This is a genomic window from Eremococcus coleocola DSM 15696, from assembly GCF_000428865.1.
Lineage (GTDB): Bacteria > Bacillota > Bacilli > Lactobacillales > Aerococcaceae > Eremococcus > Eremococcus coleocola.
The window spans coordinates 25,161-49,411 of record NZ_AUAT01000002.1; the positions used below are offsets into that span (position 1 = coordinate 25,161).

Here is a 24,251-nt window from a genome sequence, read left to right on the forward strand (position 1 = left end):
TTTTAAACATTCTCATGTACTGTTTAACGTTTTCACACTCATCTAAGTTAATCAATAGGTCTTTGTATAGAATCGCTTTTAAGGCACTTCTCGTGTTTGGATAGTAACCTACTATTTTCCAAGAGGCGCTTTCTTCTTTTGTTTTAGGATTAACCCCCTGTGTATATTCTTCAAGTACAACATTTATTTTTATCGTGCTGTCTAACCCTTAATGTTTCGGTTATTTTCATCTACTCCACCTTTTCTAGTTCGTACACATCACCTTTAAATTCAATAAAATATCTTGGTTGCTCTAGTTCCATCTTGCTTTTCGTATAATCAGCATAAAGTAGCACACAAAAAAATAATAATACTAACCCAAGGATCCCCATTGTTAACATAGCAATAAAGCCTTTATTTTCGGATATCATCTATTCCACCTCATCCTTAATCTTCGCATCCTCCAACCACATCAAAGTCATAATGGCATAATTAGCTAAGTCTTTTAACGTGTCTTTGATTGACTCGTCTTTCACTTGCTGACTATCATTCTTTGTTAAAGCTTTAATTCTGTTCATTTTGTCGCTTAATCGAACCACACCTGCGATGACTCCAAACTCGTCAAGTGATTGAGTGAAACTGTCGCCATAGTCTGCGTTCTTACGTTTGTATAAATCGGTCATTTCTGTTGTAATTTCTTCAAATCGTTTATGAAGTGTCGTCATTTACTCTACCTCCTGATTCAAGTCTTTCAATGTCTGCCAACCGATGTCATCAAAATTCTTGCTTAGTCTGGTAATGTCTTTCAACACAAGTGAATTGTCAATTTCAGTATCTATATATTGCCAACCTTCGGCCCCATCGTATTCATAGCGAACCATGATAAAACCATCGCCTTTAATTGTTAAATCACTTGCTACTTCCTGTGCGCCGAATCCATCGTCATAATTCGTACGTGTTGCCACTGTGATAAAGTTACTGATACTAATCTTAAAATGGTCTCCATGAATTTGTTTGATATCAGCAAAGGATTTACCGTGTTTCTCTAATGTTCTGGTCGTTTCTTTGAATAGATTAGTCATTTACTCACCATCCTTTATAAATACACCATCAACAACCTTGCCTGTTCTATCCTTAATCACATCATAAGCGGTATCTAAGCACTCTACCGCACTTGAATCAATTGTCTTAGCTAGGATAATCAAAGTGACTAATGAATCACCAATCGCATCAATTGTGGCAAATTTATCATTTCTAGCTAACCCTGCGGCAATCTCGCCAATTTCCTCAACCACTTTAAGATATTGCGCCCTAGGGTCTGCTTTATCTAAACCTTTATTCATGGCCCATACTTCAACTGATTTAACTAAACTACTCATGTTCATTTCTGTTCCTCCTGCTTGTTCGTCCATAATTAATTTCTCTATTTTAAGAGGTCTAAACCCTGAAATAGGGTCGTGACCATCTGCTATTATTACAGGCATTTGAGTGATACCTTTACTTCTTAACGCCTTTAGTGCTTCATCGTCTTTAAATATATTTACTTCTTTAAATTCAATACCTTTATATTCTAAATATCGCTTAGACAGGTCATATTGCATGCAATCGGGTTTAGTGTATAGTGTTATCATATTGTTTCCTCCTAGAATAATTCTTTAAATATTGCTTCAAGCACATCAACTACAATTGAGTTACCAGCTTGTTTATAAAGTTGCGTGTTACTATTTACTTGTTCCGCTTTATGGAAATCATCATCTGAGAATCCCATGAGTCGCCAACATTCTTTAGGTGTGAGTTTACGAATACGTAAGTTGTCAACTACACCCTTACTATTGCTAGTGTCTAGTGTTTGAACCGTATCTCTCTGTACTCGCCCACGTCTTGCGGTACTATTAGGATAAGCAAGGTCAATTCCATCTCCCTCAACTGCTTCAAGATAGCCTTTTTTAGTTCCGTTTTTAATTGGAATCCCATGAATACAATTAATCATAGGAAGATGTCCTCCACCTGTACCCATTGATGACGTTAAAGTTGTAGATATACCATCCTTTTTGATAGCTTGATTTTTTTGTTCCCCACCTAGTAAAAATGGTTCATCTTTTAAACTGAATCGATAAACTAATTTGTTCGTTTTTTCATCATCTAAATAAAACTTCTCGTCAACTTCATCTTCTAAAACATCTTTTAATCTCAAAGTCAATTCTTGCTTTTCAGGAAACACATAAGGTTCATGTTCTCCTAAGATTGATACTACAAACACACGCTCTCTGTTCTGCGGTATTCCATAATCTTTGGCATTTAAAACTTGCCAATAGTTTGTGTAGCCTTGCTTTTCCAACCACTCTAACCATAAGTCAAAGTTATGCTTATGCTTCTTGCTGACTAGATTCTTTACGTTTTCCAACAATAAATACTTCGGTTTCTTAACTGCTATTACTTTTTGACATTCCCAAAGTAAACCGCTTCTTGTTCCACTACCTTCATCAAGTCCTAGTCCTTTACCAGCAACTGAAATATCCTGACAAGGAAAGCTATAAGTGAATAAATCATGATCAGGAATATCTTCTGTTTTTATTTGACTAATGTTGCCTAAGTTATTTGTTTCTCCGTGAATTGCTTCATAACTCTTGATGGCAAATTTATCAATTTCTGCAATCGCAACCACTTCGTGATCAATACCTAAATTTCTTAGTGCCATTCGTTGACTTCCAACGCCTGCAAATGCTTCAAATACTCTTAGTGTCATAATTTACAAAGGAGTAAAGACGTCTTTACATGGTGGCCACCAAACCTCCACTCCTTTCTGGTATTTAATTATCCTATACTTACCTAAACCTCACCCTGAATACTTGCCAAATAATCCATACAAATATCATCAATAAAAGGTAGCCCTCTTAACGTTTTATAAGCTCGTTCTCTTCCAAACTCTCTTTCAAGGTGTTTGATATACGTTTCAAACAACTGATCCATTTCCTCAGGAGTCAGTTCTCGTAACTTGTGACAAGTGTTTCCATTCATTTCTGAAAGTTCAAACATACCTTGCAAAATATCAATTGCTACCATACAGTCCCTCCACTTATTTATATATTCATTCGTATAACTGTTATAAACAATATTTGTTTCTAAACTTCACTTCCTGTTGACCATTCTTTTCAACAATTTCAATACGCTTTATCTCTTTTAATTCAAATGTTGACAACAATATATCTATAAACTTTGAAAACTTACTTGACTTAACAAACTCATCTTCACTTATTTCACGATTCATCAAACTGTAAACATCCATCCCTGTCAGAGCTGATATTTGTCGTGTCTGAAACTTAGTCGGTCTCACTGCTGCTGTTAGTACATTTCTGGTAGTAGCGTCACTCATAACTCCGCCTCGCTGAATGTCAATAGGGCTTAATTTATGTACGCCCATAAATTTATCTAGGTTTTTTCCTATAATGGTTTTAGGAGCGCTTGAACGTTGTCTTATGCTCTCACAGTGTTTACACAATTTACTTTCACCTTTAAAACATCTTAAAGGCAATACCAATCCACAAGTATCACAGTATCTAACTAACTGAGTATCAATTGGAAGTTCAATTTCTAGTATGGGCGATTCCTTTTCAATGTCCTTATAATCAATCAGAATATTTCTTTCTGTACTAGGTTCTTCCATTAAAACCCCTTCAGATAATTTACGAACACTGATTAGATAGTTAGGATAACCCTTAACCCTATATCGTTTGCATAGTTCTACTTCGTAAGACTTCATATAACCACTGCTTCTGGACTAACGAGTCTCAATCTTAGCTAGTTTATCAGGCGCAAACCCTGCAAAAGCATTATCTAAGTCACCTACTGCAACAACAGGTAATGATTGGAAACCACGATTTTCTAAGTCTTTTATTACTTCTTGGTGTTCAGTAATATTAATTTCTTTAAATTTAATACCTCCATTTTTGAGATATTGTTTAGTGAAAACACACTGCATACAATTCGGTTTTGTGTAAACAATAATTTGTTTTTCGGTTGTATTTTCTAACATACATTAATCTCCTTATCTATATATCTAAAGTTCTTCCTTAATCAATCCTAGCTTATCGGCTAGTGATTCCATGAATTGTAGATAACTCTTTTGAGCTGTTCTAAAATTCTTACCAACTAAGTCTGAGGCCTTGGTCATAGACACTTGACCCCCCTTGAAATACATCAAAGCAATCATTTCTTCTATCCATTCAGGAAATTCTCGGAGTGTTGCTTCAACAGCACACTTTTGTTCCTCAATTCGTCTGAGTCTGCGATCGTCCGATAGTCTAACCACAAAATTTTCAGTCTGACTTATAACCCTATTTGACTTACCACCGCCTATATTTTCATCGGTTTCAACATAAGGGTGTTTAATACCAAGTCTTATTTGACGTATGTAGTATTCATAGTACGGGTAGTCTGCAAGCACTTGCTTGCAATAGTCCCATGCTGATTGTCTCATCAATTACCTCCGATAACTAAACTCTGCTATATTTCCTGTTCCACCTTATCTCAGGAACGTCTATGCTTTCTGAAGTTGATTGGTCTTGTTCGTTAGCAATATCTTCAAAATCTTCTTCAAAATCTTTTTCAATATATTCTTCAATATATTCTTCAAAATCTTCAATATCTTCTTCAAGATAAGTACCTTGTCGCTTCTCTTTCCAATCGCTATCTCGCTCTAAACCTAATTCATTATCAGGGTCATATAGAAATGCTATTCTACATCTGAAAGGTTTATTATGTTGTAAATATTTAAAGCAATCTCCTTTGTTATGAGAGTGGAATACGATTGACTCAGTGCGACTATCTAAAATCATATAGTGACTATGCTGAGTCAATCTTGTTCGACTCTCTTGGAGATGGTAGGCGTAACGATTCATACCTTGACCATCTGTCTGTTTCATTCGATTCTCCTTTGTGAAATAATTATCTAACTTTTAGTGTCCTTAGACTTACGAGGTATAAATGTTTCAACCTCTGTATCGGTCAATACACCTTTACCTTTTAATCGTTCAAATACTTCTTCAGTAGTAACGTTCGGTACAATGCTATAAACCCTCTGAGTCTTACTGTTTATCTTGCGAGGTTTCGGCTCTAGTCCAAAAACTTCCTTTACAGTGTCTTGAAATTGTTTTCGACTCTGACAATTGAGGCCATTTTCATTCGTCCAGACCTCATACTCGTCATAAATCTCAGGGGTGCGCATACCATGAATATCTTCGGGGTTTTGGAAACCGAGGTATTCAATTGCTGTATTATTCTCATGATGGTATTCTTCGTTAAAGTCTTCAATCGCTTTACATGGACTAAAACCACCTTGTTCATACAGTCTGAAATAACCTTCAATGATTAATTTTAACCAGTACTCACGGGCTTCTTGTGTCGTAAGTTTGTTGATAAATTGAGGGTCTTTTTTAACAGGTTTGCTATACATTGGTAACCAGTTCACCCGCCGTTTGTATGAGTCACCTTTTTCATAAGTTTTAATCTTATGATTAGAAGTGAAAATTAAACTTGTAATCAATTGAATTGGTTTTGATTGTTCATATAGCTTGCGCATTTCAATAACATCTCCTGAGGAAATGTTTTTCAGATACTTCATCTGAGTATTGTTGATTGGTTCATCCTGAATATCGTCACCTAGGTTCACTAGCTTTCCTTGAATGGATTGTAGGTAACGTTCATCTTCAAGGTTCTTTACTGATAACGCTGAACAGTTTTCAGTACCAATAATTGAACGAATAATTGTTAGTAATGTACCTTTACCATTACCCCCATCCCCTACAAAGATTGAAAATGTAGCAAGCAATCTCACCATTTCAGGGTCAGTAATTAGAATATGTCCGAGTATTTCCAAGAGTCGTTTCTCATACTCTTTATCCCCTCCTGTAAGGTGTTTGAGATAATCGTCAACATCTTTCACGGGGGTAGCTTCAGGTTTGTAGTCAAGATCGATAACAAAAGGTGTAAAGTCTTTATAATCAACTTCAATGAAACGTCCTTTTTTAAGCACTCCGTTATTAAGTTTGATATTGAAAACAGCGTCATCTGATAACACTTCACATCGCATATCAATTTGAGATAAAACCTCCTGCACGTATCTAGTCTTCTGACCTTCACAATAGCGGTACACAATACGAGCTATCTCGTCTTTATCAGAGGTATATTCACCCCCATTAAACATATAAATTTTACCCGCATACTTGATAACCCGCTTCTCCTGCATGACTAAATCAGCAATTAAACTTTCACCATCTTTAACCGCTTCTATGTTTGTTTCCCGCATTAATAAATCAAGTTCTTCAGGTGGTAACGGGGTATCAAATATGACATCATTAATAAATCTCAGAATCGTCTGCCAGTGAGGTTTATTATGCACCTTACGTCTATGAGCAAACATTTTATTATTCCGCCCGTCACCGTCACCTAAACCTATTAATATGTCGTACTTACCTTTCTTCAGGAAATCGGGTAGGTCTTCTCTAATACCTGCGTTTTCAACTTTACGGGCTTTACCGTTACGTTTAACGGTAATTGATTTCGTATTTGATTTGTGTTTATATTCCACCTCGAATCCTAAAGGTGTGACTCCTTTACTCCCCCTGAAGCCATCAGGTTTTTTGAAATAAAGGTGTACCCCTCTATCTGTCCATACTAGGTGAGTTTTGATATTAAAAATCAGAATCAATTTTTCAATCTGATCATGACTAAGACAATCAATATCAACAACTAGGTCATTGTCTTCAAGGATATATCCTGCGTCTGAGAACGAATCTAAACTATCGCTTATCTCAGCTCCTCTAACTGAATGTTTAGCACCTTCTACATATTCGATATACAAATAGTTTCCTCCTTACTTCCATCTATCTATGACTTTGTTGATTAATTCATAATAGAAATTAATATCCAAACTTCCTTTAAAGTTCTTCACTTCATCATTCCAAACAATCATTGTTTCAGGACTATTAGGGTACATAGCCTTTGCACCGTTGGAACGTTGTTTAAACAACTTTACCCCATGCTTCCCTGCAAAGACCCGATTGACTTTTTGATACTTCTTCCCTGTATCATCAAACGTCCCTGCATAGGTGTTTCCTGCTTGGAGTACCATTTGAAATAACTCAGGTTTATCTAAGTTATCCATGATTGAATCAAGTGGATCAATGTTGTATACCAGTTTATTTACTACAGCTATATCTACAATTCGATTAGAGCAGTTCTTGAACGGGTTGCCCTTGTAGTATCTACCAACATCTCCTCCCTTAACTTTTAGTTTTCCATCAGGTTTTACACCAATGTAATTATTTACATCTTTTTGAATGAAGGTTGTATATTCTTCAAGCTCTAATGTAAATCCAAAGTCTTCTTCCCATTCTTTCCATACGTCTTTGTATTCCTCTGTATCCGAGGTGAAAGCAATCCCATCTGTGTTTACTTGAACAATCTTACAACTAGGTGCTAGTCGTCTTGCTAAGTCGTATAGAATAATCTGACCGTACTGACAGACAGATTGACTTGCTTTCATGTTATAAAGTAGCGAATATTGGTTCTTCAGTAAGCCATATACTGAATTAATCATAAGCTTCAATGCTCCTGATAAAACAGGGTCTGTGTGTTTCACTGAAAGTCGTTCATTTACAATTTCAGCAAACTTACTAGTAGCAGTTCCTAAAGTATTTAGGTGTATGATAATATTAGGATATAGTGAAGCTACATCTAATAATTTAACGTTCTTAAACACTTTCTGACTATCACTATTCACAGCGTGAAGTCCACCCCATCCAAATTCAAAAGTGGCATTAAACTCCTTGTGAACATATTTACCCTTGCCCGCTTTATCAGTCTGTTTCCAAAACTCTTTAACTTCAGGGGGTACAAGTTCATACATGTTATACTCACCGTCTTCACGATATTTACCGAGTCTAATAGAGAACCATTCAGGTATTGGTTTAGTTATTAATAGGTTTGCTGAAATGGTAGTTGTGTTCCATCTTAACGCTTTGTCTTGTAAGTGGGCTGGTAATCGTTCGATCAGTGATAGTTTAGGGGTGAAATAACTATCTTCCCTTAGCTTGAAAACGTCTATTGTTCGGTCCACGTCATAAGTACAATACTTAATCGTTTCTTCTACTTCTTCAGGTGTCAGTGGTCTATCAATTGTAAAATCAATCTCTGACTCATAGATATTAGAACCAAGGTTTGCTTCAACTTTTTTCAATGATGGCATACCTACATCTATCTGTTGGAAACAGTCAAGACTCAATATTGATGAGTGAATATTGTTCCAACTAATTCGCTCTCCTCCGATAATCTTATCGTTGAGCTTCTTAATATGATATTGATTCTTACCGTACAACATGTAAGTGAGAATATGGTCATCATAGAAGTAATTGTTATAACCTATCAGGGTTTTACCCCTGATAAGGTCTAACAATCCATCAAAGTTATTGTGAAATACCTTTATTAAATTATGGTTTATATCTTTTAAAACCGCTATTGAGTCATGCTGAAAGACTTCTAAATCATAGAACACAAGCTTTTCATGACTTAGTATTTCTTTCAAAACATCCTCCTATTTTGGCTTTTTCATAGCTTTCATTTCACCAAAGACATTGCCATTTACGCTCTTAACCTCTACCATTACTGTTTTACCAATGAGTGAATCTTTTTCAGAAAAAGGTACGTGGAACTTATTTTTGAAATTATTTAATTGACGTTTCTTTTTATCAGGGTCTTTAAACAATTTCATTTTAGAATCTATATTGACACGTACTGAATATCCCATATTTGACATATATTCGTCACCGTCAACATCATAAATAAATTCAATCTTATTCAATCGTTCATTATCAGTGATACTAATAATTTTACCCGTCATAATTTCACCGACTTGATTCAATTCAAATTTCTTAGGTATATTGAACTCAACAATATGATTAAAATCGCCATAGATGTAGACATCTTTCTTGACTCCAATTTGATTGGTTAAATCTTCAAAAGTCGTTCCAAATACTTCTTTTACATAACCATTGACCTTCCCTGCTTTTTCAAGGTCAGGAACAAATTTCTTTGCCTCATTATCGTACCCTGAACGCTGTAAAGTAACTCTTCGCACTTCACCTGCTTCTTCATTTAAAAAGACTAGTTCGGCTTTATCTGAACCGTTCTCATTGTTATACTCGACTGCAACCAATTCCAAATTTTTTTCAATTTTCAAATTGTTACCCTCCTAAAGTTTGTTGTAATTTATGTTGTTACCATTTAAAAATTCAATGACATTTATAAAGTCGTCAGCGTTTAAAATTTCTAATTTATACGTCTTAGGTTTTTGTTCAATTTCTTTTACCGTTTCTCGGACAACCTCTTCAGCTTTATCAATCGCTTTATGGCGACTATTTACAATCTCAATAGCTCCTGATATACTGAAATTATTAAGGTACTCTACAATCATTTCAGAGCCATAGTCCATAACCTCTAATACACCGAGGTCTTTTTCTACGTCCTTTAATGTTTCAACGAGTTCCTTTTCTGCTTTATCAAGACTGGTACTCTTGTTAAGCATTTGAGGTTTGATGAAGTTGTTCGTATCGACTTCATACTTTTCAATCTTAGGGTAGTGTCGCAAGCGTTTTTTAATAACGTCTTGTAACGCTACTTTTTTATTTTCACGCTCTTGTTCTTCAAAGGCTCTTACCTGAGAACGAACAATGCTTTCACCTTCCTTGACTGTCTCGACTATTTCTTTGACGGTTTCTTCAAAGTCAAGGTAAGGTACAAGTAATTCTTTCTTCACTCGTTTTCTGTGGCTATCTAAGAAATCAGCTTGCTTACGTACTTCAGCAACTAACTTCTTATTAGACTTGATTGTATCGTCAGTGACGACAACATTTCTAAGTTCCTCATTCAATCTCTCAGCGGAGGCGAGTATTCGTTCTGCATTTAGAAATTGAACGCTACCCTGTTTGACCTGAATGCTAGTGGGATCAAATTGAACAAGGTTATTGTCTAACTCACTAATCATCCCAATCACCAAAGTTTTCTCGTAACTCCTTTAAGAATGACATAAGGTCAGTAGGTGCTGATAGAGCATTCACATCATAATCAGCTAAGATGGTTTCTAACATCGACTCTTTTAAATCTTCGGGGTCACCTTCTAAGTAGCGAATATACGCTGTGTGATAAACTACATGATTACCACGTCTATCCACGACTACTTGTTGAGTGAAATGAGTTCCAATTACAAAAAAGTCTTCGTAAAATTCTGAGACTTGCTCCTGAAAATCAATTCGATCAGGACTAGTAATAACTTCTAATTTCATTCATTCCTCCTAATGTTGTTATATTTGTCAATAATTCATTGTGTTTAATTGTCTGAACATAATGTAATAACGTCAGTAGATTATCAAAAGTCAAAATTTATTTTATATTTGACGTTATTTTAATTTAACTAATAGAAACGTTGTGACTTGTGCAACTCAATCCATTCAGAGTCTTTACTCTTTCTATGGATAAAGTAAAATTCCTGACTTTGCCGAGTGCTTAAATGACGTTTAGCACCTTTTCTCGGGTCATATCCTTTAGTAGGTCTAGCTTGTGCTATTTTCACCTCACTGTGATTTGACTCGATAAATAAATAATCAAACTTTTCAGCTTTATCTACCATATCTAGCGAACTTGTATCCGTTGCATAAATAACCCGTTCCCCTGCTTTGGTAGTCCATTTATAACCATACGTCAGGACGTCATGTACTAATTGAAATGGTTCAATTGTGTATCCTCCAATTTCAATTGGATAACCGTTGTTGCTGATAATATCTAGTTCAACTAGTTGCGCAACTTCATAGTTACCTATGGTTACAATTTCAGGAAATAGCTCCTGCACTTTTCTGAAAGTTGTTTTATTCAAATGGTCTGTATGAACGTGTGTCACGATTAGATAATCAACATCATAAAGGTGTTCTTTTAATTTCTTAAAAGGTATTCCACAATCAATCAAAATGTTATCAATCCTAACAGCATTGCCACTTGAACCACTTGCTATTACTTCATAATTCAAAGTATCATCTCCTACTGGTGATACTTTGATGGTCTATAGGTTTTTACTTAACTTCAGCAATCTTCAACTCTTCCTCTGACAGTTGATTAGCAAACCTTAAATCATACATATATTGCATAAACCGCATGACCTCTTCAGGTTCATTTAAAACTAAGCCCTGAGGAGTAATGAAATAATCATCACCTTCAACGAGGTAAACCTCTTCGTTCCTCCAATCAACATATTTCTTTTCTGGTGCTTCTTGCATAGTGCCTCCCATTTATCTTGATAGGTATTTGAAATTCAAAATTGTATGAAGCTTAAAATTGATTTGACATTTTTCCATTTTATTTTTCTTACACGACTTCAACCTATCAGGCTCTGAAAATGAACAGCGTTGCTACATATCCTGTTTAAACAGCTGATAACTGTCACCTAAGTTTTCATAAATGTATCGGTCAACATTACTTTCAAGAACATATCCGTCAGGTGTGTTATAAATATAATCACCGTCATAAATATAATCCCCGTAATAATCTTCACCTATTGGTGTCTCCTCCTCAGGCTCTAAGGGGACTCCAAGGGAATCACGTATCATTGTCCTCACCTCCTTTCAATTTGTAAGGAGTATCATCTCACTGTGTTAACCAAAGAATCATTGACACTACTAACCCTATGCAAAGGAAAGTGTAAAGAAAGAACTCTTGATTTTTCATATCAAGTTCTTGTCTAAGTTCTCTAATCACTTTGTCTCGGGATGAAATTGCTTTTCTCAGAATGGCATTTAATTCTTCCTGAGAATATTGCTTGTCAGTGTTCCAAGTATTCATGTGTTAATCCTCCTATGAAAATTATGAAAATACCGCTTAACTATTGACTTCGTAAGCAATATATTCTATTATAAAAGCATAAGAAAGAAGCCTACAGAATCTGTAGTATTATTCTCCCGCCAAGAAGAAGTTTATTCAGTTTCTGTAAGCTCGCTTTCGTAACTTACAAGACACAGTATAACCGAATATTTAACTGAAGTCAACACTTTTTTTAGTTATATTTTCGTTTTATTTTGTCTTGCACTAGGAGGAGTGCGAAAATGAATATTGTTGAACCTATTAAAGAACTAGCGAATGAGAATAAAATAACCATAGCTGAATTAGAAAGAAAGCTTGGCTTTGCCGCTTCCTCAATCAGAAAATGGAACGAATCCATCCCTTCAATTGAGAAAGTAACAATGGTTGCTAATTTCTTCAATGTTAGTTTAGATTACCTAATTGGTAACTCACCACTGAAAAGCAACCGTGCGGGTCTATCTGAAAAACCTCTCAGAGTTGCTGGTCATATTGAACCTGATGTAAGTGATGAAGAAATGAAAGAAATTATCAATTATATTGAGTTTTTAAAAAGTAAACATTGATCAGGTGATTGTTTGAATGATTATGAGAAATTGTTAGCTGAATTTGAAAATGAAATTAATTTTGTCTTTGATCATAACCTCCCTGATAAACTCCCAGCGGTTTTAATTGGGGATGTTATTTACGTGAATGATAGATTACCATTTAATCAGGCAATCTCGTATCTTGTTGAAGAAATAGGCCACCATAAGACATTGCCTGAAGGTACGAATATTATTGACTATTCAAAATTGTATAATATCAAATTGGAAAATAAAGGTAGGGAGTGGGGTTACCGTAAACTCATCCCTTATGAAAAGTTAAAGAAATTTATAAATCAAAAAGACTCAGTAACCGTCTATGAGTTAGCTGAGACATTCAATGTTACTGAATCCTTTGTAGAAGAGACTATAAAATTGTATCAACGAAAAGAAAATATGCTTTAAACTAGCCTGTTGACTCAGGCTTTTTTATTGTCAGTTTTATTTAAGTCCATGCTTACTTAACATCATCATAGGAGTTTTACCACCAATATCATTTAAAATCTCATCGTCCGTTAAAGAGTTTAAATAAATTTGTGTTGTCTTTATACTTGAATGGCCTAGTAGACGACTAATAGTATAGATATTTGTTCCTGATTTAAGTAGTTTCTGAGCAAAATAGTGTCTTAAACTATGACATGATTTTCTTTGGACTTCTTCTCTCACTCCGACATTTATTGCTGAATCCTTTACAATTTTTTCTATCATTAGATTTGTACCCATTTTCTTACCTGATTTTGTCAGAAATAAATAATCTTCAATTTCTCTTGAAATTCTTAAATTCCTGAAATAATCATATTTAACTCGATTATATTTTTTTATTCGATTTAATAAATATGGGGATAATGGAACGACTCTTTCCTTATCACCTTTACCTAAAACAATAAAATAACCATCTTTTATATTTTCATTCTTTAGATTCCGTAACTCAGATACCCTCAAACCTGTGTCCGCAAACGTTTCTAATATTAATTTGTTACGTGTCTTTAAAAAACCTTGACCTTCATAAAAATTAATCATATTCAATACTTCTTCATCGGTAAAGGTTTTTAATAGTGTCTTTTTATCTTTGAGTAAGTTGATTTTATCCATAGGGTTATCAAGTAAATAACCCTCCCCCTCTGCATATCGAAGACAGACCCTTACACTTTTAATTAACGTATTAATATATGTTGATTTTAATTCCTGTTCTTGAAGTGCTATGATTATTTTCTTAATATCCACCCTCGATACATCAGTCAATTTATTTTTACCATTTTCATTTAACATATTAAAAATAATTCCAATATTTCTTGCATAGGTTTCAATCGTTCTTTTTGATAAATTCCTTATCTGACAATCAATAATAAATTCATCTTTTAACTCGTTTAAGTCCATATAAAAAACCCCTTCCTATGATTGACATAAAAAGGAGTTAAAACACTTTATAACTCAAAACACTTTATAACTTTAAAATACTATTCACAGTATACTGTACCTGTACGTTTAAATTCAAACACGTTTGTATTTAGCAATACGGTCAAAAACTAAGTATTATTTATTTTTTAAGTTATAGAATGAAGTTAAACCATCATATTTAGCCACTTCGCCTAATTCATCTTCGATCCGTAATAATTGATTATATTTAGCAATACGGTCCGTGCGAGATAATGAACCAGTCTTGATTTGGCCAGCGTTGGTTGCAACAGCGATATCAGCGATGGTTGAATCTTCAGTTTCACCAGAACGGTGAGAAACAACGGCAGTATAACCAGCACGTTTAGCCATTTCAATTGCATCGAAGGTTTCAGTTAATGAACCGATTTGGTTTACTTTGATTAAGATTGAGTTACCAATACCTTCATTGATACCACGTTCTAAGATTTCAGTGTTAGTTACGAATAAATCATCCCCAACTAACTGAACCTTGTCACCTAGGCGTTCGGTTAATAATTTCCAACCTTCCCAGTCATTTTCATCCATACCATCTTCGATAGTGATGATTGGATATTTTTCAACTAATCCTTCTAAGTAAGCTACTTGTTCTTCAGCATTACGTTTTTGACCTTTTTCACCTTCAAAGATGGTATAGTCATAAACGCCATCTTCATAGAATTCAGATGAAGCACAGTCGAAACCTAAGAAGACATCTTTACCAGGTTCGAAGCCAGCTTTCTTGATAGCTTCTAAGATAGTTTCTACGCCATCTTCAGTTCCTTCAAAAGCTGGTGCGAAACCACCTTCATCACCAACAGCAGTCACTAAACCACGGTCATGTAAGATTGATTTCAAAGCGTGGAAGATTTCAGCACCCCAACGTAAAGCTTCTTTGAATGATGGTGCACCAGCTGGTACAATCATGAATTCTTGAAAAGCAATTGGAGCATCAGAGTGAGAACCACCATTGACGATGTTCATCATTGGAGTTGGCAATACTTTAGTATTAAAGCCGCCTAAGTATTGGTATAAAGGAATTCCTAGGTAATCAGCAGCAGCACGAGCTACAGCAATAGATACACCTAAAATTGCGTTGGCGCCTAATTTGCCTTTATTTGGAGTACCATCTAATTCGATCATCATTTTGTCGATAGCTTGTTGATCAAGAACATTGTAGCCTAATAATTCAGCTGCAATAATTTCGTTGACGTTTTCAACGGCCTTTTCAACACCTTTACCTAAATAACGACCCTTGTCACCATCACGTAATTCAACCGCTTCATGTTCACCAGTAGAAGCACCAGAAGGAACCATACCGCGACCAAACGCACCACTTTCAGTATAAACTTCAACTTCAATCGTTGGGTTACCGCGTGAATCTAATACTTCGCGTGCATAAACATCTGTAATAAATGGCATAATTTAATACTCTCCTTTTTGTTTTAATTACATATTAATTGTAGATATTCTTTTGCTCAAAAGCAATCAATATCTATTTTTTTATCAAAGACTGACCTGTCATTTCAGCAGGTTGTTCAAGCCCTAATAAATCTAACATAGTTGGCGCCACATCCGCCAAACGGCCATCTGTCCGTAACTCGATACCTTTCTTAGTAACAATGACAGGCACTGGTACTGTCGTATGGGCAGTATGAGGACGTCCATCCGGCGTAATCATGGTTTCTGAGTTACCATGGTCTGCAAAAATTATAGCAGCGCCACCCTTTTCGAGAATGGCATCAACAACTTTACCTAAGTTTTCATCAACCGCTTCAATGGCCTTAATGGTTGGTTCTAACATACCAGAGTGACCAACCATATCAGGATTAGCAAAGTTTAAGATAATCGCATCATTTTCATCATTGATAATGCTCTTATACAAGGCATCACCGACTTCATAAGCTGACATTTCGGGTTTAAGATCGTAGGTTGCTACTTTGGGTGATGGAATCAGAATCCGGTTTTCACCTGGGAATTCTTCATTCCGACCCCCATTCATAAAGAAGGTAACATGGGGATATTTTTCCGTTTCAGCAATCCGTAATTGTTTTAAACCAGCTTTAGATAGGACTTCCCCAATCACATTTTTCATTGGAATGGGTGGGAAAGCTACTTCAGCATCGATGGAAGGATTATAAAGGGTCATTGTTACAAATTTAAGATTTTGTAATTTAGGCCCCCGATCAAAGTTATCCCACTCTTGATCAGTAAAGGCATTAGATAATTGGATAGCCCGGTCAGGACGGAAATTGAAGAAGATAACCGCATCATTATCTTGGACTTTAGCCACTGGTTTACCAGCTTCTTCAACAACCCCAGGCACGATAAATTCATCATAGACTTCCTTAGAATAATTATTATCTAAAACTGCTTGAGCAGATTCAAAACGAGAACCTTTCCCGTGAACTAGAGCTTCATAAGCAAGTTGAACTCGGTCCCAGCGTTTATCACGGTCCATGGCATAGTAACGACCAGAGACAGTAGCGATTTGTCCAAGACCTACTTTAGCAATATGATCTTCCAAAGTTTTGATGTAACCAGGACCAGCTTTAGGGTCGACATCGCGGCCGTCCATAAAGGCATGAATATAGACCTTCTTCAAACCTTTGGCTTTAGCTGTATCAATTAAAGCTAATAAGTGGTTGATATGGCTATGAACCCCACCATCAGACAAAAGACCCAGTAAATGTAAAGCAGAGTCATTATCTAAGGCATGTTGAAAAGCGTGATTTAGGGCCTCATTGGTCATAAACTCGCCGTCTGCAATGGCTTTATCAATCCGGGTTAAGGATTGATAAACAATCCGGCCTGCTCCGATATTGGTATGCCCCACTTCAGAATTTCCCATTTGGCCATCAGGTAGACCAACGTCTAAGCCAGAAGCCTTCATGGTTGCATGAGGAAATTCCTTATAATATCGGTCAAAATTAGGTTTCTTTGCTTGGGCAACCGCATTACCCACAATTTCTTTACGACAACCAAAACCATCTAAGATAATGATTGCAACAGGTGCTTTACTCATTATTTTACAGCCTCCAATAAGGCTAAGAATGAATCAACCTTCAAGCTTGCGCCACCCACTAAGGCACCATCCACATCAGGACAAGCCATATATTCAGCGATGTTTTCAGGTTTCACTGAACCACCGTATTGGATGCGAACTTTATCAGCCACATCTTGGCTAAATTCACCAGCCACAACAGAACGGATATGAGCACACATCTTTTGTGCATCATCTTTAGTCGCAGATTTACCAGTCCCAATCGCCCAGATTGGTTCATAAGCTAATACTAATGAAGCAACTTGGTCAGCAGACAAGTCTTTTAATGCAGCTTTAATTTGGCCACCCACGAATTCTTCTGCTTTACCCGCTTCATAAGTTTCTAAGCTTTCACCACAGCAAATAATTGGCAACATATCATTACGGAAAATAGCATGGGCTTTTTTATTTACTTCTTCATCAGTTTCATGGAAATAATCACGACGTTCAGAGTGGCCAATAATTACATAGTCCACACCTAATGCTCCCAAGGCTTTAGGTGACGTTTCACCGGTATAAGCTCCTTCATCTTCAAAGTAGCAATTTTGAGCGGCTACTTTTAATTCAGAATCTTTCGTGCCTTTAGTCATGCCTTCAACAAATAAGTTAGGAGCACCGACAACTGAATCTACTAATTCATTGGCTGGAACTTGATTTTTGACAGCTTCAATGAATTCACGGGCTTCCGCCGCAGTTTTATTCATCTTCCAGTTTCCGGCAATAATTGGTTTACGTGACATAAATGTCAACTTCCTTTCTTTAATTCCGCAAATTATTATTTATCAGCAATTGCTTCTATACCAGGTAATGGTGAACCTTCTAAATAAGCTAAAGAAGCACCACCACCGGTTGAAATATGAGTGAATTTATCTTCATAGCCCAATTGAGCAACGGCAGCCGCAGAGTCGCCCCCACCGACAATCGTCGTTGCATCATCTAGACCGGCAAGAATTTCACAAACCCCATTGGTTCCTTTAGCAAAGGTAGGCATTTCAAAAACACCCATTGGTCCGTTCCAGACTACTGTTTTTGCATCTTTTAAGATAGCAGCAAATTTTTCCAAACTGGCTGGACCACAATCTAAGCCTTCCCAATCTGCTGGAATTTCATCCACAGAAACGACTTGAGTATTAGCATCATTAGAAAAGTCATCCGCTACTCGAATATCAACTGGTAAGACAAGCTTGTCTCCTGCTTTTTCAAGTAATTCTTTAGCTAATTGGATACGGTCTTCTTCTAATAAAGATTTACCCACTTCTTTACCTAGGGCTTTTAAGAAGGTATAAGCCATACCACCACCAATAATTACATGGTCAGCTTTAGGTAATAGGTTTTCGATTACTTTAATTTTATCAGATACCTTAGCTCCACCTAGGATAGCTACAAATGGACGTTGCGGTTGATCAACTGCACCTCCAATATATTTAAGTTCCTTTTCAACCAAGAAACCTACCGCTGAATCTAGGTTAGAGGCGATTCCAACATTAGAAGCATGAGCCCGGTGGGCAGTACCGAAAGCATCATTCACGAATACATCACCTAAGGAAGCCCAATATTTACCTAATTCAGGATCGTTTTTAGACTCTTTTTTACCATCAAGATCTTCATAGCGAGTGTTTTGCACCATTAAAATTTCTTGTGGTTTTAAGTTCTTAACTGCCATCTCTAATTCTTTACCACGAGTTTCAGTTGAGAATAGAATCTCTTTATTTAAGATTTCGCCTAAACGTTTAGCTACAGGTGCTAAGTCGTTTTTAGCCTTATCAGCTTCTTCTTTAATCTTACCTAAGTGAGCGAAAAGAACGATTTTAGCATCTTGACTCATTAAATAGTTTAAAGTTTCCAAAGATTGAATAATCCGATTTTCATCGGTAATTTTACCATCCTGCATTGGCACATTATAATCAACCCGGACTAGGACTGTTTTACCTTTTACATCAATATCTTTTAAAGTCTTCTTAACCATGCATTTCCTCCTTTTTATAAAAAAAGCGGGGAAGCGTCAAGCCTCCCCGCCTATCTGGATCGACGCGCTTATAAAACGGTTATCGAATTATAGATTTGCGAAGTATACTAAAGTACGAACTAATTGAGAAGTGTATGACATTTCGTTGTCATACCAAGAAACAGTCTTAACTAATTGTTTGTCGCCAACAGTCATAACTTTAGTTTGAGTAGCATCAAATAAGGAACCGTAGTGCATACCTACGATATCAGAAGAAACGATTGGATCTTCATTATATCCGTAAGATTCGTTAGCAGCTTCTTTCATGGCTGCGTTAACTTCTTCAACAGTTACTTGTTTTTCTAAAACAGATACTAATTCTGTTAATGAACCAGTAGGAACTGGAACACGTTGAGCAGCACCATCTAATTTACCGTTTAATTCTGGAATTACTAAGCCGATAGCTTTAGCAGCACCAGTGGTATTAGGTACGATATTTTCTGCAGCAGCACGGGCACGACGTAAGTCACCTTTTTTGTGTGGTGCATCTAAAGTATTTTGGTCACCAGTATAACCATGGATAGTTGTCATTAAACCTTCAACGATACCAAATTTCTTGTTAAGGGTATCAGCCATTGGAGCTAAGCAGTTAGTCGTACATGAAGCACCAGAAATAACTGTTTCGTCACCTGTTAAGGTTTCATGGTTTGTGTTGAAGACGATAGTAGGAATATCATTTCCGCCAGGAGCAGAGATTACAACACGTTTAGCACCAGCTTCTAAATGTAGTTCAGCTTTTTCTTTTGAGGTGAAGAAACCAGTACATTCTAATACGATATCGACTCCTAAATCACCCCATGGTAATTCATTTGGATTAGGGTTAGAGAAGACTTTGATTTCGTCACCATTGACAACTAAACCATCTTCTTTTAACTCAACTTCGCCTTGGAAACGACCTTGAGTAGTATCATATTTGAACAAATGAACTAATTGAGCAGCATCTGTTAAGTCGTTGATAGCAACAACATCAATACCTTCAACATCTTGGATACGACGTAAGGCCAAACGACCGATACGACCAAAACCATTAATCGCTACTTTTACTGACATAAATAAATTCCTCCTTAAGAATTTTTGTTTTATGGCGGTTAACCATTTAAAACCTGTTTAGCAAGTGCTTCATCACAGAATAAAATACCTGGATGTGGCACCATTTTATAAAAGGCTGCTATAGCTTGGGCTTTCGCCCGCCCCCCAACAATCGTAATTATATTGGGAATATTAGCAAGATCCTCTATTTGAAGTCCAATTCGCGGATAGCGAATGACTTCGCGCCCCTCTTTGTCAAAGAAAACACCAAAGGCTTCACCTACGGCCGCTTCTTGACTAATTTTACGTCGCTGATCTGGAGTAATGTTACGACGCTGTCCCATCACATCTGCTGTTCCAACACTTAATAGAAGACAATCCGCTTTTTTACTTATTTCGATAGCTTCCTTAACTGAGGGTTCTTCCATTAATAAACGACTTGTTTCTGCAGTTAAGGATTCAGGAATAAAAAATGGAATATAGTCGGCTTGTGATTGTCGTGCCATTAAACCACCCACTGTGGAGGATTGAATGGAGAAATCGCCCCCAAAACCACCTCTAGTTGGTACAAAGGTTATCTTTCGCCCTTTCCGATAGTGCGGTTGAAAATACCGTCCTACATGGGCTAAGGTATATCCACCAGTCACCGCAATCACATTATCTCCCTCATGTAATAGCTGGGCTAATAAGTCTTGCACAGCATGACTCATTTCTTCATAAACACTTTCTTTACGAAGACTGTCACCCGGAAGCACAATACAATCTTTTAAATTAAAATGTTGTTTTAATGCTGTTTCGTAATAAGACAAGGATAAACTGGTATCAGTCTCTAAGACTTTTTCAATTTGAGCTAGGGTTTTCTGCCCAAAATCAGTTAATTGAACTCCATTTCGTTCAACATCAACAATATTTTGACCTCGCAGTACATTAATGAGCGACCGCATGGTCCGCTCAGATAAATTTAAGGCTTGGGCCAAACTTTGCCGCCCAACTCGGTTATCCATGACCGATAAATATCGCATCAATTCTAAACGAGCAGGTAACAACTGATCAAGTTCAGGAACAAGTGATCGAATGATTGAATAGACATCCATCAAAATTCCCCCTTGGTCAATTTCTGTCCAAATAATTATCAAGTGAAATTTGACAAGTGATTGGGAGGACTAAGCCCTATATCACATTTTTTATACTACCATTTATACTAGCAAAAAGCAATTAAAAACCTTTACCCTTCATAATTTTATTTTAATTGGACAAATGTTGTCCACTAATTTAAAGTTTATTTATTCATAGCAAATTCCACTTGGTTTTGAACTTTAAATTTATTAAAGTTAATACTATATATTACTTGTCTATAATGGCCAATTATTCTCAGGCTTCTGCTCCCAATAAGTGAAAAAATTTGTACAAAAAAGACTAGGTAAATTTACCTAGTCCGCAAATAATTCTTATTTCTTTTCTTTTAATTTCTTAGCATTTTCCATAATTCCGTCAATCAAACCATAATCTAAGGCTTGTTGAGCAGTCATAAAGTTATCACGATCAGTATCTTTCTGAATGACTTCAAGATCTTGTCCTGTCGCATCCGCTAAAATTTTATTTAAACGGTCACGGGTTAAGAGAATATGCTTGGCAGCAATTTCAATTTCAGTCGCTTGACCTTGTGCACCACCTAATGGTTGATGGATCATAACCTCAGCATTTGGTAAGGCCCAACGTTTACCCTTAGTCCCTGACGCTAATAAGACTGAGCCCATTGATGCTGCCATCCCGATAACGATTGTTTGGACATCAGCATTGATAAATTGCATGGTATCATACATGGCCATACCCGCTGTAACAGAACCGCCGGGTGAGTTAATATAAAGATAAATATCTTTATCTGGATCTTGGGCATCTAAGAATAATAATTGAGCAATCACCGAATTAGCCATGGCATCATTTACTTCACCACTTAACATAATAATCCGGTCTTTCAATAAACGAGAATAAATATCATAAGCACGTTCGCCACGAGACGTATTTTCAATCACTGTTGGTACTAAATTCATAATAGTAACCTCCTATACTTTATTACAAAACTGAGTATAACTTATAGGTCAAAAAAGGTCAAGGTATCTGCTTCCAGCTTTTTCTAACCTAGACCCGATATAAACACAGATAATTAAATGCTTAATAACGGCGTCTACTGCCCATATAGACATCATTTAAAGTAATAAAAAACCTAGACTACCATAATAGTCCAGGTTTTAATATTTCGATTATTTTTCAATGACTTGACGGCCATTGTAGTTACCGTTAGCATCAACACGATGGCTCATACGGTATTCACCAGTTGTTGGATCAAATGATACATTTGGTACTGATAAACCTTTTCCACCACGTCTTGAGCGTTTTTTAGCTTTTGATGTTTTACGTTTTGGTACTGCCATGGGGGTCCACCTCCTAATTCTGATATCAATTATCTTGGTCGTTTAACAAGTCTTTAAGCTTGGCCAGTCTTGGATCGACTTGGTCTTGGGCTTGCGCTTGCTTTTGCATAGTGTATTGCTCTTCAGTTAAAACATCCCAATCATTACCTTGGGGTAATGTATCGTCCGTTTCATCTTGGCCAATGACACGTAAGGGTATATTCAATAGGATTAAATCAATAACAGCCGCATCAAGATCAATTTCATCGTTCTCAATGACAATCGTTGTCGCATCATAATCATCTACTTTACCCTCATGTCCAGGATAGACATAACGTTCATTAATGGGGACCTGTAACTGAACAGAGACAGGTCTTAAAGTTCTCGAGGATGGTAGTGACAGATTTGCTACAATATTACCGTTTAAGATAATCTCATGATTCAAATCTGTTAAGTAACCTACCGCATTCACTGAATCAACATCTAGAATATCAGAATGTCGTTTCAATAATGAGGTCTTAATATCCAAATGACAATCAAATGGCATGATATCTTCTGGATACTCTCTGATTTCTTTAATGGTCCATTTCATCGTTTCACCTCTAAGACAACAAATAATATTATATGAGATTTTATTCAACAAGTCAATAATATTTTACTTGAAGAAAACTATTACATATTACTAATACTACCATGTTATATACCTAAAGCAAAGTACTTCCCTCATTTTTTTATTCCTAGTGGAAAGCGTCCTTTGATCTGGTCGGAAACCTTATCATTCATTGAAAAAACTTTATCCACTCTGAGATTCAAGCCATAATTTATATAGTCTTGTTTTAAATTAGCAAAAACCTTTATTTTACTCTGATCTAATTGTCGTAAGTAAGTCTGCCCTAGTCCAGACACGGCTAAACACCGTAGGCAAGGTGCTTGCCAGAACTTGGCCCGGTAAGCTTCAAATTCCTGCCAGGATATATTTAATAAGATAGCTAAACATATCCGCTGCAGTGAAGCTCTGGTCCAGCGTTTTGAGGTGAGCAGGCTGATAAAGTCGTCAAAGCTTTGACTAGCTTCAATCTTAGCCAATAGGCTATATTCTAAACCTTCTCTTACCCCAAAGATTTGACTAAGACTTTCTGGACTATGGGTCAAAAGGCGATATTTTAACAGGTGGAAATAATCTTCCCAGGTAACCAAGGCTTGATCCTGAACCAATTCTTGACTTTTCTTAGGCAAGGGTATGCACTGAGGATTGCCTCCGCCTGCTAAAAAGGAACGAATTTGACTCCCTGACATCAGGCGTTGCTTATCTTGTTTTACCAAGCGCTTTAAAACCTGGATTACCATAGGCCGACTTAAACTTTGATTGGCTTGAATATATTGAAGCGCCAAGAGATGGTTAGGTAAGCTTGGGTCAAAAGCGCTTTGGGATCCCAAAGTATGAATTGCCTCTTGATAGGCAGCTGCATAAGATAATCCTTGCTTCAATTGCTTTTGGACTGCCTGATCCAGATCAAGCTGGTTCTGGTGACGCCAAGTAAGATGATTTTCAAGATCGCTTAGAGATGCCTTTTCTGTACCAAAGCCAAAGCTAGTACAGGCTAATAAATCTAATAAATTAACTCCCACCTGAGCAAACTGGTCGGCTGCTTGGAGGTTCATTAAGACGGGGGCTTCAATAACCAGGTCTGCCCCTGCAGCTAAAGCCATTTGGGCACGCGACCATTTATCATAGGCCGCAAACTCTCCTCTTTGGACACTGTTGCCACTCATTAAAACCAGCAAAATCGCTTGATTATCAAGGGATTCTTTAAATTGCTTCAACTGATAATCGTGTCCTAAATGAAAGGGATTATATTCAGCAATAATTCCAAAAGCATCCATAGCTA

General features: G+C 36.6%; 32 protein-coding genes and 1 pseudogene. 2 read left to right on the forward strand and 31 right to left on the reverse strand.

Annotated features, from left to right (window positions below):
* Nucleotides 1-230: 230 nt before the first annotated feature.
* The 20 genes and pseudogenes from G396_RS0100900 to G396_RS0100995 form a co-directional block, all read right to left on the reverse strand.
* Nucleotides 231-410: a hypothetical protein gene (locus G396_RS0100900; RefSeq protein ID WP_028124747.1), complete on the reverse strand. Its 180-nt coding sequence runs from the start codon at nucleotides 408-410 to the stop codon at nucleotides 231-233.
* Nucleotides 411-704: a nucleotide modification associated domain-containing protein gene (locus G396_RS0100905; protein WP_028124748.1), complete on the reverse strand. Its 294-nt coding sequence runs from the start codon at nucleotides 702-704 to the stop codon at nucleotides 411-413.
* Entirely contained in the window at nucleotides 705-1,061 is a 357-nt protein-coding gene (locus G396_RS0100910; protein WP_028124749.1) for a hypothetical protein, read from the reverse strand.
* A complete protein-coding gene (locus G396_RS11750) occupies nucleotides 1,062-1,358 on the reverse strand; it encodes a MazG-like family protein (RefSeq protein WP_028124823.1) in 297 nt (98 codons plus the stop codon). It lies immediately after the preceding gene.
* 90 nt (nucleotides 1,359-1,448) lie between these two features.
* Nucleotides 1,449-1,610, reverse strand: a pseudogene (locus G396_RS11890) (glutaredoxin domain-containing protein); the annotation flags it as partial.
* Between the two features lie 11 nt (nucleotides 1,611-1,621).
* A complete protein-coding gene (locus G396_RS10830; RefSeq protein WP_081683509.1) occupies nucleotides 1,622-2,725 on the reverse strand; it encodes a DNA cytosine methyltransferase in 1,104 nt (367 codons plus the stop codon).
* A gap of 83 nt (nucleotides 2,726-2,808) precedes the next feature.
* On the reverse strand, nucleotides 2,809-3,042 hold the full coding sequence (locus G396_RS0100930) for a hypothetical protein (RefSeq protein ID WP_028124750.1): 234 nt from the start codon (nucleotides 3,040-3,042) through the stop codon (nucleotides 2,809-2,811).
* 40 nt (nucleotides 3,043-3,082) lie between these two features.
* Nucleotides 3,083-3,643 (reverse strand): hypothetical protein, encoded by a 561-nt coding sequence (locus tag G396_RS0100935; RefSeq protein ID WP_028124751.1) that lies wholly within the window; start codon nucleotides 3,641-3,643, stop codon nucleotides 3,083-3,085.
* Nucleotides 3,644-3,757: 114 nt separating this feature from the next.
* Nucleotides 3,758-4,012: a glutaredoxin domain-containing protein gene (locus tag G396_RS0100940; protein WP_028124752.1), complete on the reverse strand. Its 255-nt coding sequence runs from the start codon at nucleotides 4,010-4,012 to the stop codon at nucleotides 3,758-3,760.
* 24 nt (nucleotides 4,013-4,036) lie between these two features.
* The gene (locus G396_RS0100945; protein ID WP_028124753.1) at nucleotides 4,037-4,456 is read right to left on the reverse strand and encodes a hypothetical protein; all 420 of its coding nucleotides are present in this window, start codon (nucleotides 4,454-4,456) and stop codon (nucleotides 4,037-4,039) included.
* Between the two features lie 16 nt (nucleotides 4,457-4,472).
* A complete protein-coding gene (locus G396_RS0100950) occupies nucleotides 4,473-4,901 on the reverse strand; it encodes a hypothetical protein (RefSeq protein WP_028124754.1) in 429 nt (142 codons plus the stop codon).
* A gap of 26 nt (nucleotides 4,902-4,927) precedes the next feature.
* Entirely contained in the window at nucleotides 4,928-6,838 is a 1,911-nt protein-coding gene (locus tag G396_RS09785; RefSeq protein ID WP_211224440.1) for a DNA primase family protein, read from the reverse strand.
* A gap of 12 nt (nucleotides 6,839-6,850) precedes the next feature.
* Entirely contained in the window at nucleotides 6,851-8,560 is a 1,710-nt protein-coding gene (locus G396_RS0100960; RefSeq protein ID WP_028124755.1) for a DNA polymerase domain-containing protein, read from the reverse strand.
* A gap of 9 nt (nucleotides 8,561-8,569) precedes the next feature.
* A complete protein-coding gene (locus tag G396_RS0100965; RefSeq protein WP_028124756.1) occupies nucleotides 8,570-9,214 on the reverse strand; it encodes a hypothetical protein in 645 nt (214 codons plus the stop codon).
* 12 nt (nucleotides 9,215-9,226) lie between these two features.
* Nucleotides 9,227-10,018 (reverse strand): DUF1351 domain-containing protein, encoded by a 792-nt coding sequence (locus tag G396_RS0100970; RefSeq protein WP_028124757.1) that lies wholly within the window; start codon nucleotides 10,016-10,018, stop codon nucleotides 9,227-9,229.
* Nucleotides 10,011-10,316, reverse strand: a complete 306-nt coding sequence (locus G396_RS0100975; RefSeq protein ID WP_028124758.1) for a hypothetical protein — start codon at nucleotides 10,314-10,316, stop codon at nucleotides 10,011-10,013. Before G396_RS0100975 ends, G396_RS0100970 begins: the two co-directional genes overlap by 8 nt.
* Before the next feature lie 128 nt (nucleotides 10,317-10,444).
* Nucleotides 10,445-11,053, reverse strand: a complete 609-nt coding sequence (locus G396_RS0100980; RefSeq protein ID WP_028124759.1) for an MBL fold metallo-hydrolase — start codon at nucleotides 11,051-11,053, stop codon at nucleotides 10,445-10,447.
* Nucleotides 11,054-11,096: 43 nt separating this feature from the next.
* The gene (locus G396_RS0100985; protein ID WP_028124760.1) at nucleotides 11,097-11,300 is read right to left on the reverse strand and encodes a hypothetical protein; all 204 of its coding nucleotides are present in this window, start codon (nucleotides 11,298-11,300) and stop codon (nucleotides 11,097-11,099) included.
* A 132-nt stretch (nucleotides 11,301-11,432) separates the two neighbouring features.
* A complete protein-coding gene (locus G396_RS09790) occupies nucleotides 11,433-11,630 on the reverse strand; it encodes a YqaI family protein (RefSeq protein WP_034907333.1) in 198 nt (65 codons plus the stop codon).
* 37 nt (nucleotides 11,631-11,667) lie between these two features.
* Nucleotides 11,668-11,862, reverse strand: coding sequence for a hypothetical protein (locus tag G396_RS0100995; RefSeq protein WP_028124761.1), 195 nt, complete (start codon nucleotides 11,860-11,862; stop codon nucleotides 11,668-11,670).
* Between the two features lie 260 nt (nucleotides 11,863-12,122).
* On the opposite strand from G396_RS0100995, the gene G396_RS0101000 reads away from it, so the two are divergent.
* Together G396_RS0101000 and G396_RS09795 are read left to right on the forward strand one after the other, a co-directional pair.
* A complete protein-coding gene (locus G396_RS0101000) occupies nucleotides 12,123-12,443 on the forward strand; it encodes a helix-turn-helix domain-containing protein (RefSeq protein WP_028124762.1) in 321 nt (106 codons plus the stop codon).
* Between the two features lie 12 nt (nucleotides 12,444-12,455).
* Entirely contained in the window at nucleotides 12,456-12,866 is a 411-nt protein-coding gene (locus G396_RS09795) for an ImmA/IrrE family metallo-endopeptidase (RefSeq protein WP_051221025.1), read from the forward strand.
* A 36-nt stretch (nucleotides 12,867-12,902) separates the two neighbouring features.
* Here G396_RS09795 and G396_RS0101010 read toward each other — a convergent pair whose 3' ends face one another.
* The 11 genes from G396_RS0101010 to G396_RS09800 form a co-directional block, all read right to left on the reverse strand.
* Entirely contained in the window at nucleotides 12,903-13,838 is a 936-nt protein-coding gene (locus G396_RS0101010) for a tyrosine-type recombinase/integrase (protein WP_028124763.1), read from the reverse strand.
* 156 nt (nucleotides 13,839-13,994) lie between these two features.
* Complete coding sequence (gene eno / locus G396_RS0101015; protein ID WP_028124764.1) at nucleotides 13,995-15,296, reverse strand: phosphopyruvate hydratase; 1,302 nt, start codon at nucleotides 15,294-15,296, stop codon at nucleotides 13,995-13,997.
* Nucleotides 15,297-15,369: 73 nt separating this feature from the next.
* Nucleotides 15,370-16,899: a 2,3-bisphosphoglycerate-independent phosphoglycerate mutase gene (gpmI, locus tag G396_RS0101020; RefSeq protein WP_028124765.1), complete on the reverse strand. Its 1,530-nt coding sequence runs from the start codon at nucleotides 16,897-16,899 to the stop codon at nucleotides 15,370-15,372.
* On the reverse strand, nucleotides 16,899-17,657 hold the full coding sequence (tpiA, locus tag G396_RS0101025; protein ID WP_028124766.1) for a triose-phosphate isomerase: 759 nt from the start codon (nucleotides 17,655-17,657) through the stop codon (nucleotides 16,899-16,901). The genes gpmI and tpiA overlap by 1 nt, the downstream gene beginning before the upstream one ends.
* Before the next feature lie 35 nt (nucleotides 17,658-17,692).
* Complete coding sequence (locus G396_RS0101030) at nucleotides 17,693-18,883, reverse strand: phosphoglycerate kinase (protein WP_028124767.1); 1,191 nt, start codon at nucleotides 18,881-18,883, stop codon at nucleotides 17,693-17,695.
* 87 nt (nucleotides 18,884-18,970) lie between these two features.
* Complete coding sequence (gene gap / locus G396_RS0101035; RefSeq protein ID WP_006418493.1) at nucleotides 18,971-19,972, reverse strand: type I glyceraldehyde-3-phosphate dehydrogenase; 1,002 nt, start codon at nucleotides 19,970-19,972, stop codon at nucleotides 18,971-18,973.
* Between the two features lie 38 nt (nucleotides 19,973-20,010).
* The gene (locus G396_RS0101040) at nucleotides 20,011-21,045 is read right to left on the reverse strand and encodes a sugar-binding transcriptional regulator (protein WP_028124768.1); all 1,035 of its coding nucleotides are present in this window, start codon (nucleotides 21,043-21,045) and stop codon (nucleotides 20,011-20,013) included.
* 354 nt (nucleotides 21,046-21,399) lie between these two features.
* Nucleotides 21,400-22,002, reverse strand: a complete 603-nt coding sequence (gene clpP, locus G396_RS0101045; RefSeq protein ID WP_028124769.1) for an ATP-dependent Clp endopeptidase proteolytic subunit ClpP — start codon at nucleotides 22,000-22,002, stop codon at nucleotides 21,400-21,402.
* 210 nt (nucleotides 22,003-22,212) lie between these two features.
* Complete coding sequence (rpmF, locus tag G396_RS0101050) at nucleotides 22,213-22,383, reverse strand: 50S ribosomal protein L32 (protein WP_006418395.1); 171 nt, start codon at nucleotides 22,381-22,383, stop codon at nucleotides 22,213-22,215.
* Nucleotides 22,384-22,408: 25 nt separating this feature from the next.
* Complete coding sequence (locus G396_RS0101055; RefSeq protein ID WP_006418264.1) at nucleotides 22,409-22,954, reverse strand: YceD family protein; 546 nt, start codon at nucleotides 22,952-22,954, stop codon at nucleotides 22,409-22,411.
* Between the two features lie 131 nt (nucleotides 22,955-23,085).
* Nucleotides 23,086-24,246 carry a nucleotidyltransferase family protein gene (locus G396_RS09800; RefSeq protein ID WP_051221027.1) on the reverse strand — a complete coding sequence of 387 codons (1,161 nt, stop codon included), beginning with the start codon at nucleotides 24,244-24,246 and terminating at the stop codon, nucleotides 23,086-23,088.
* Nucleotides 24,247-24,251: the final 5 nt, after the last annotated feature.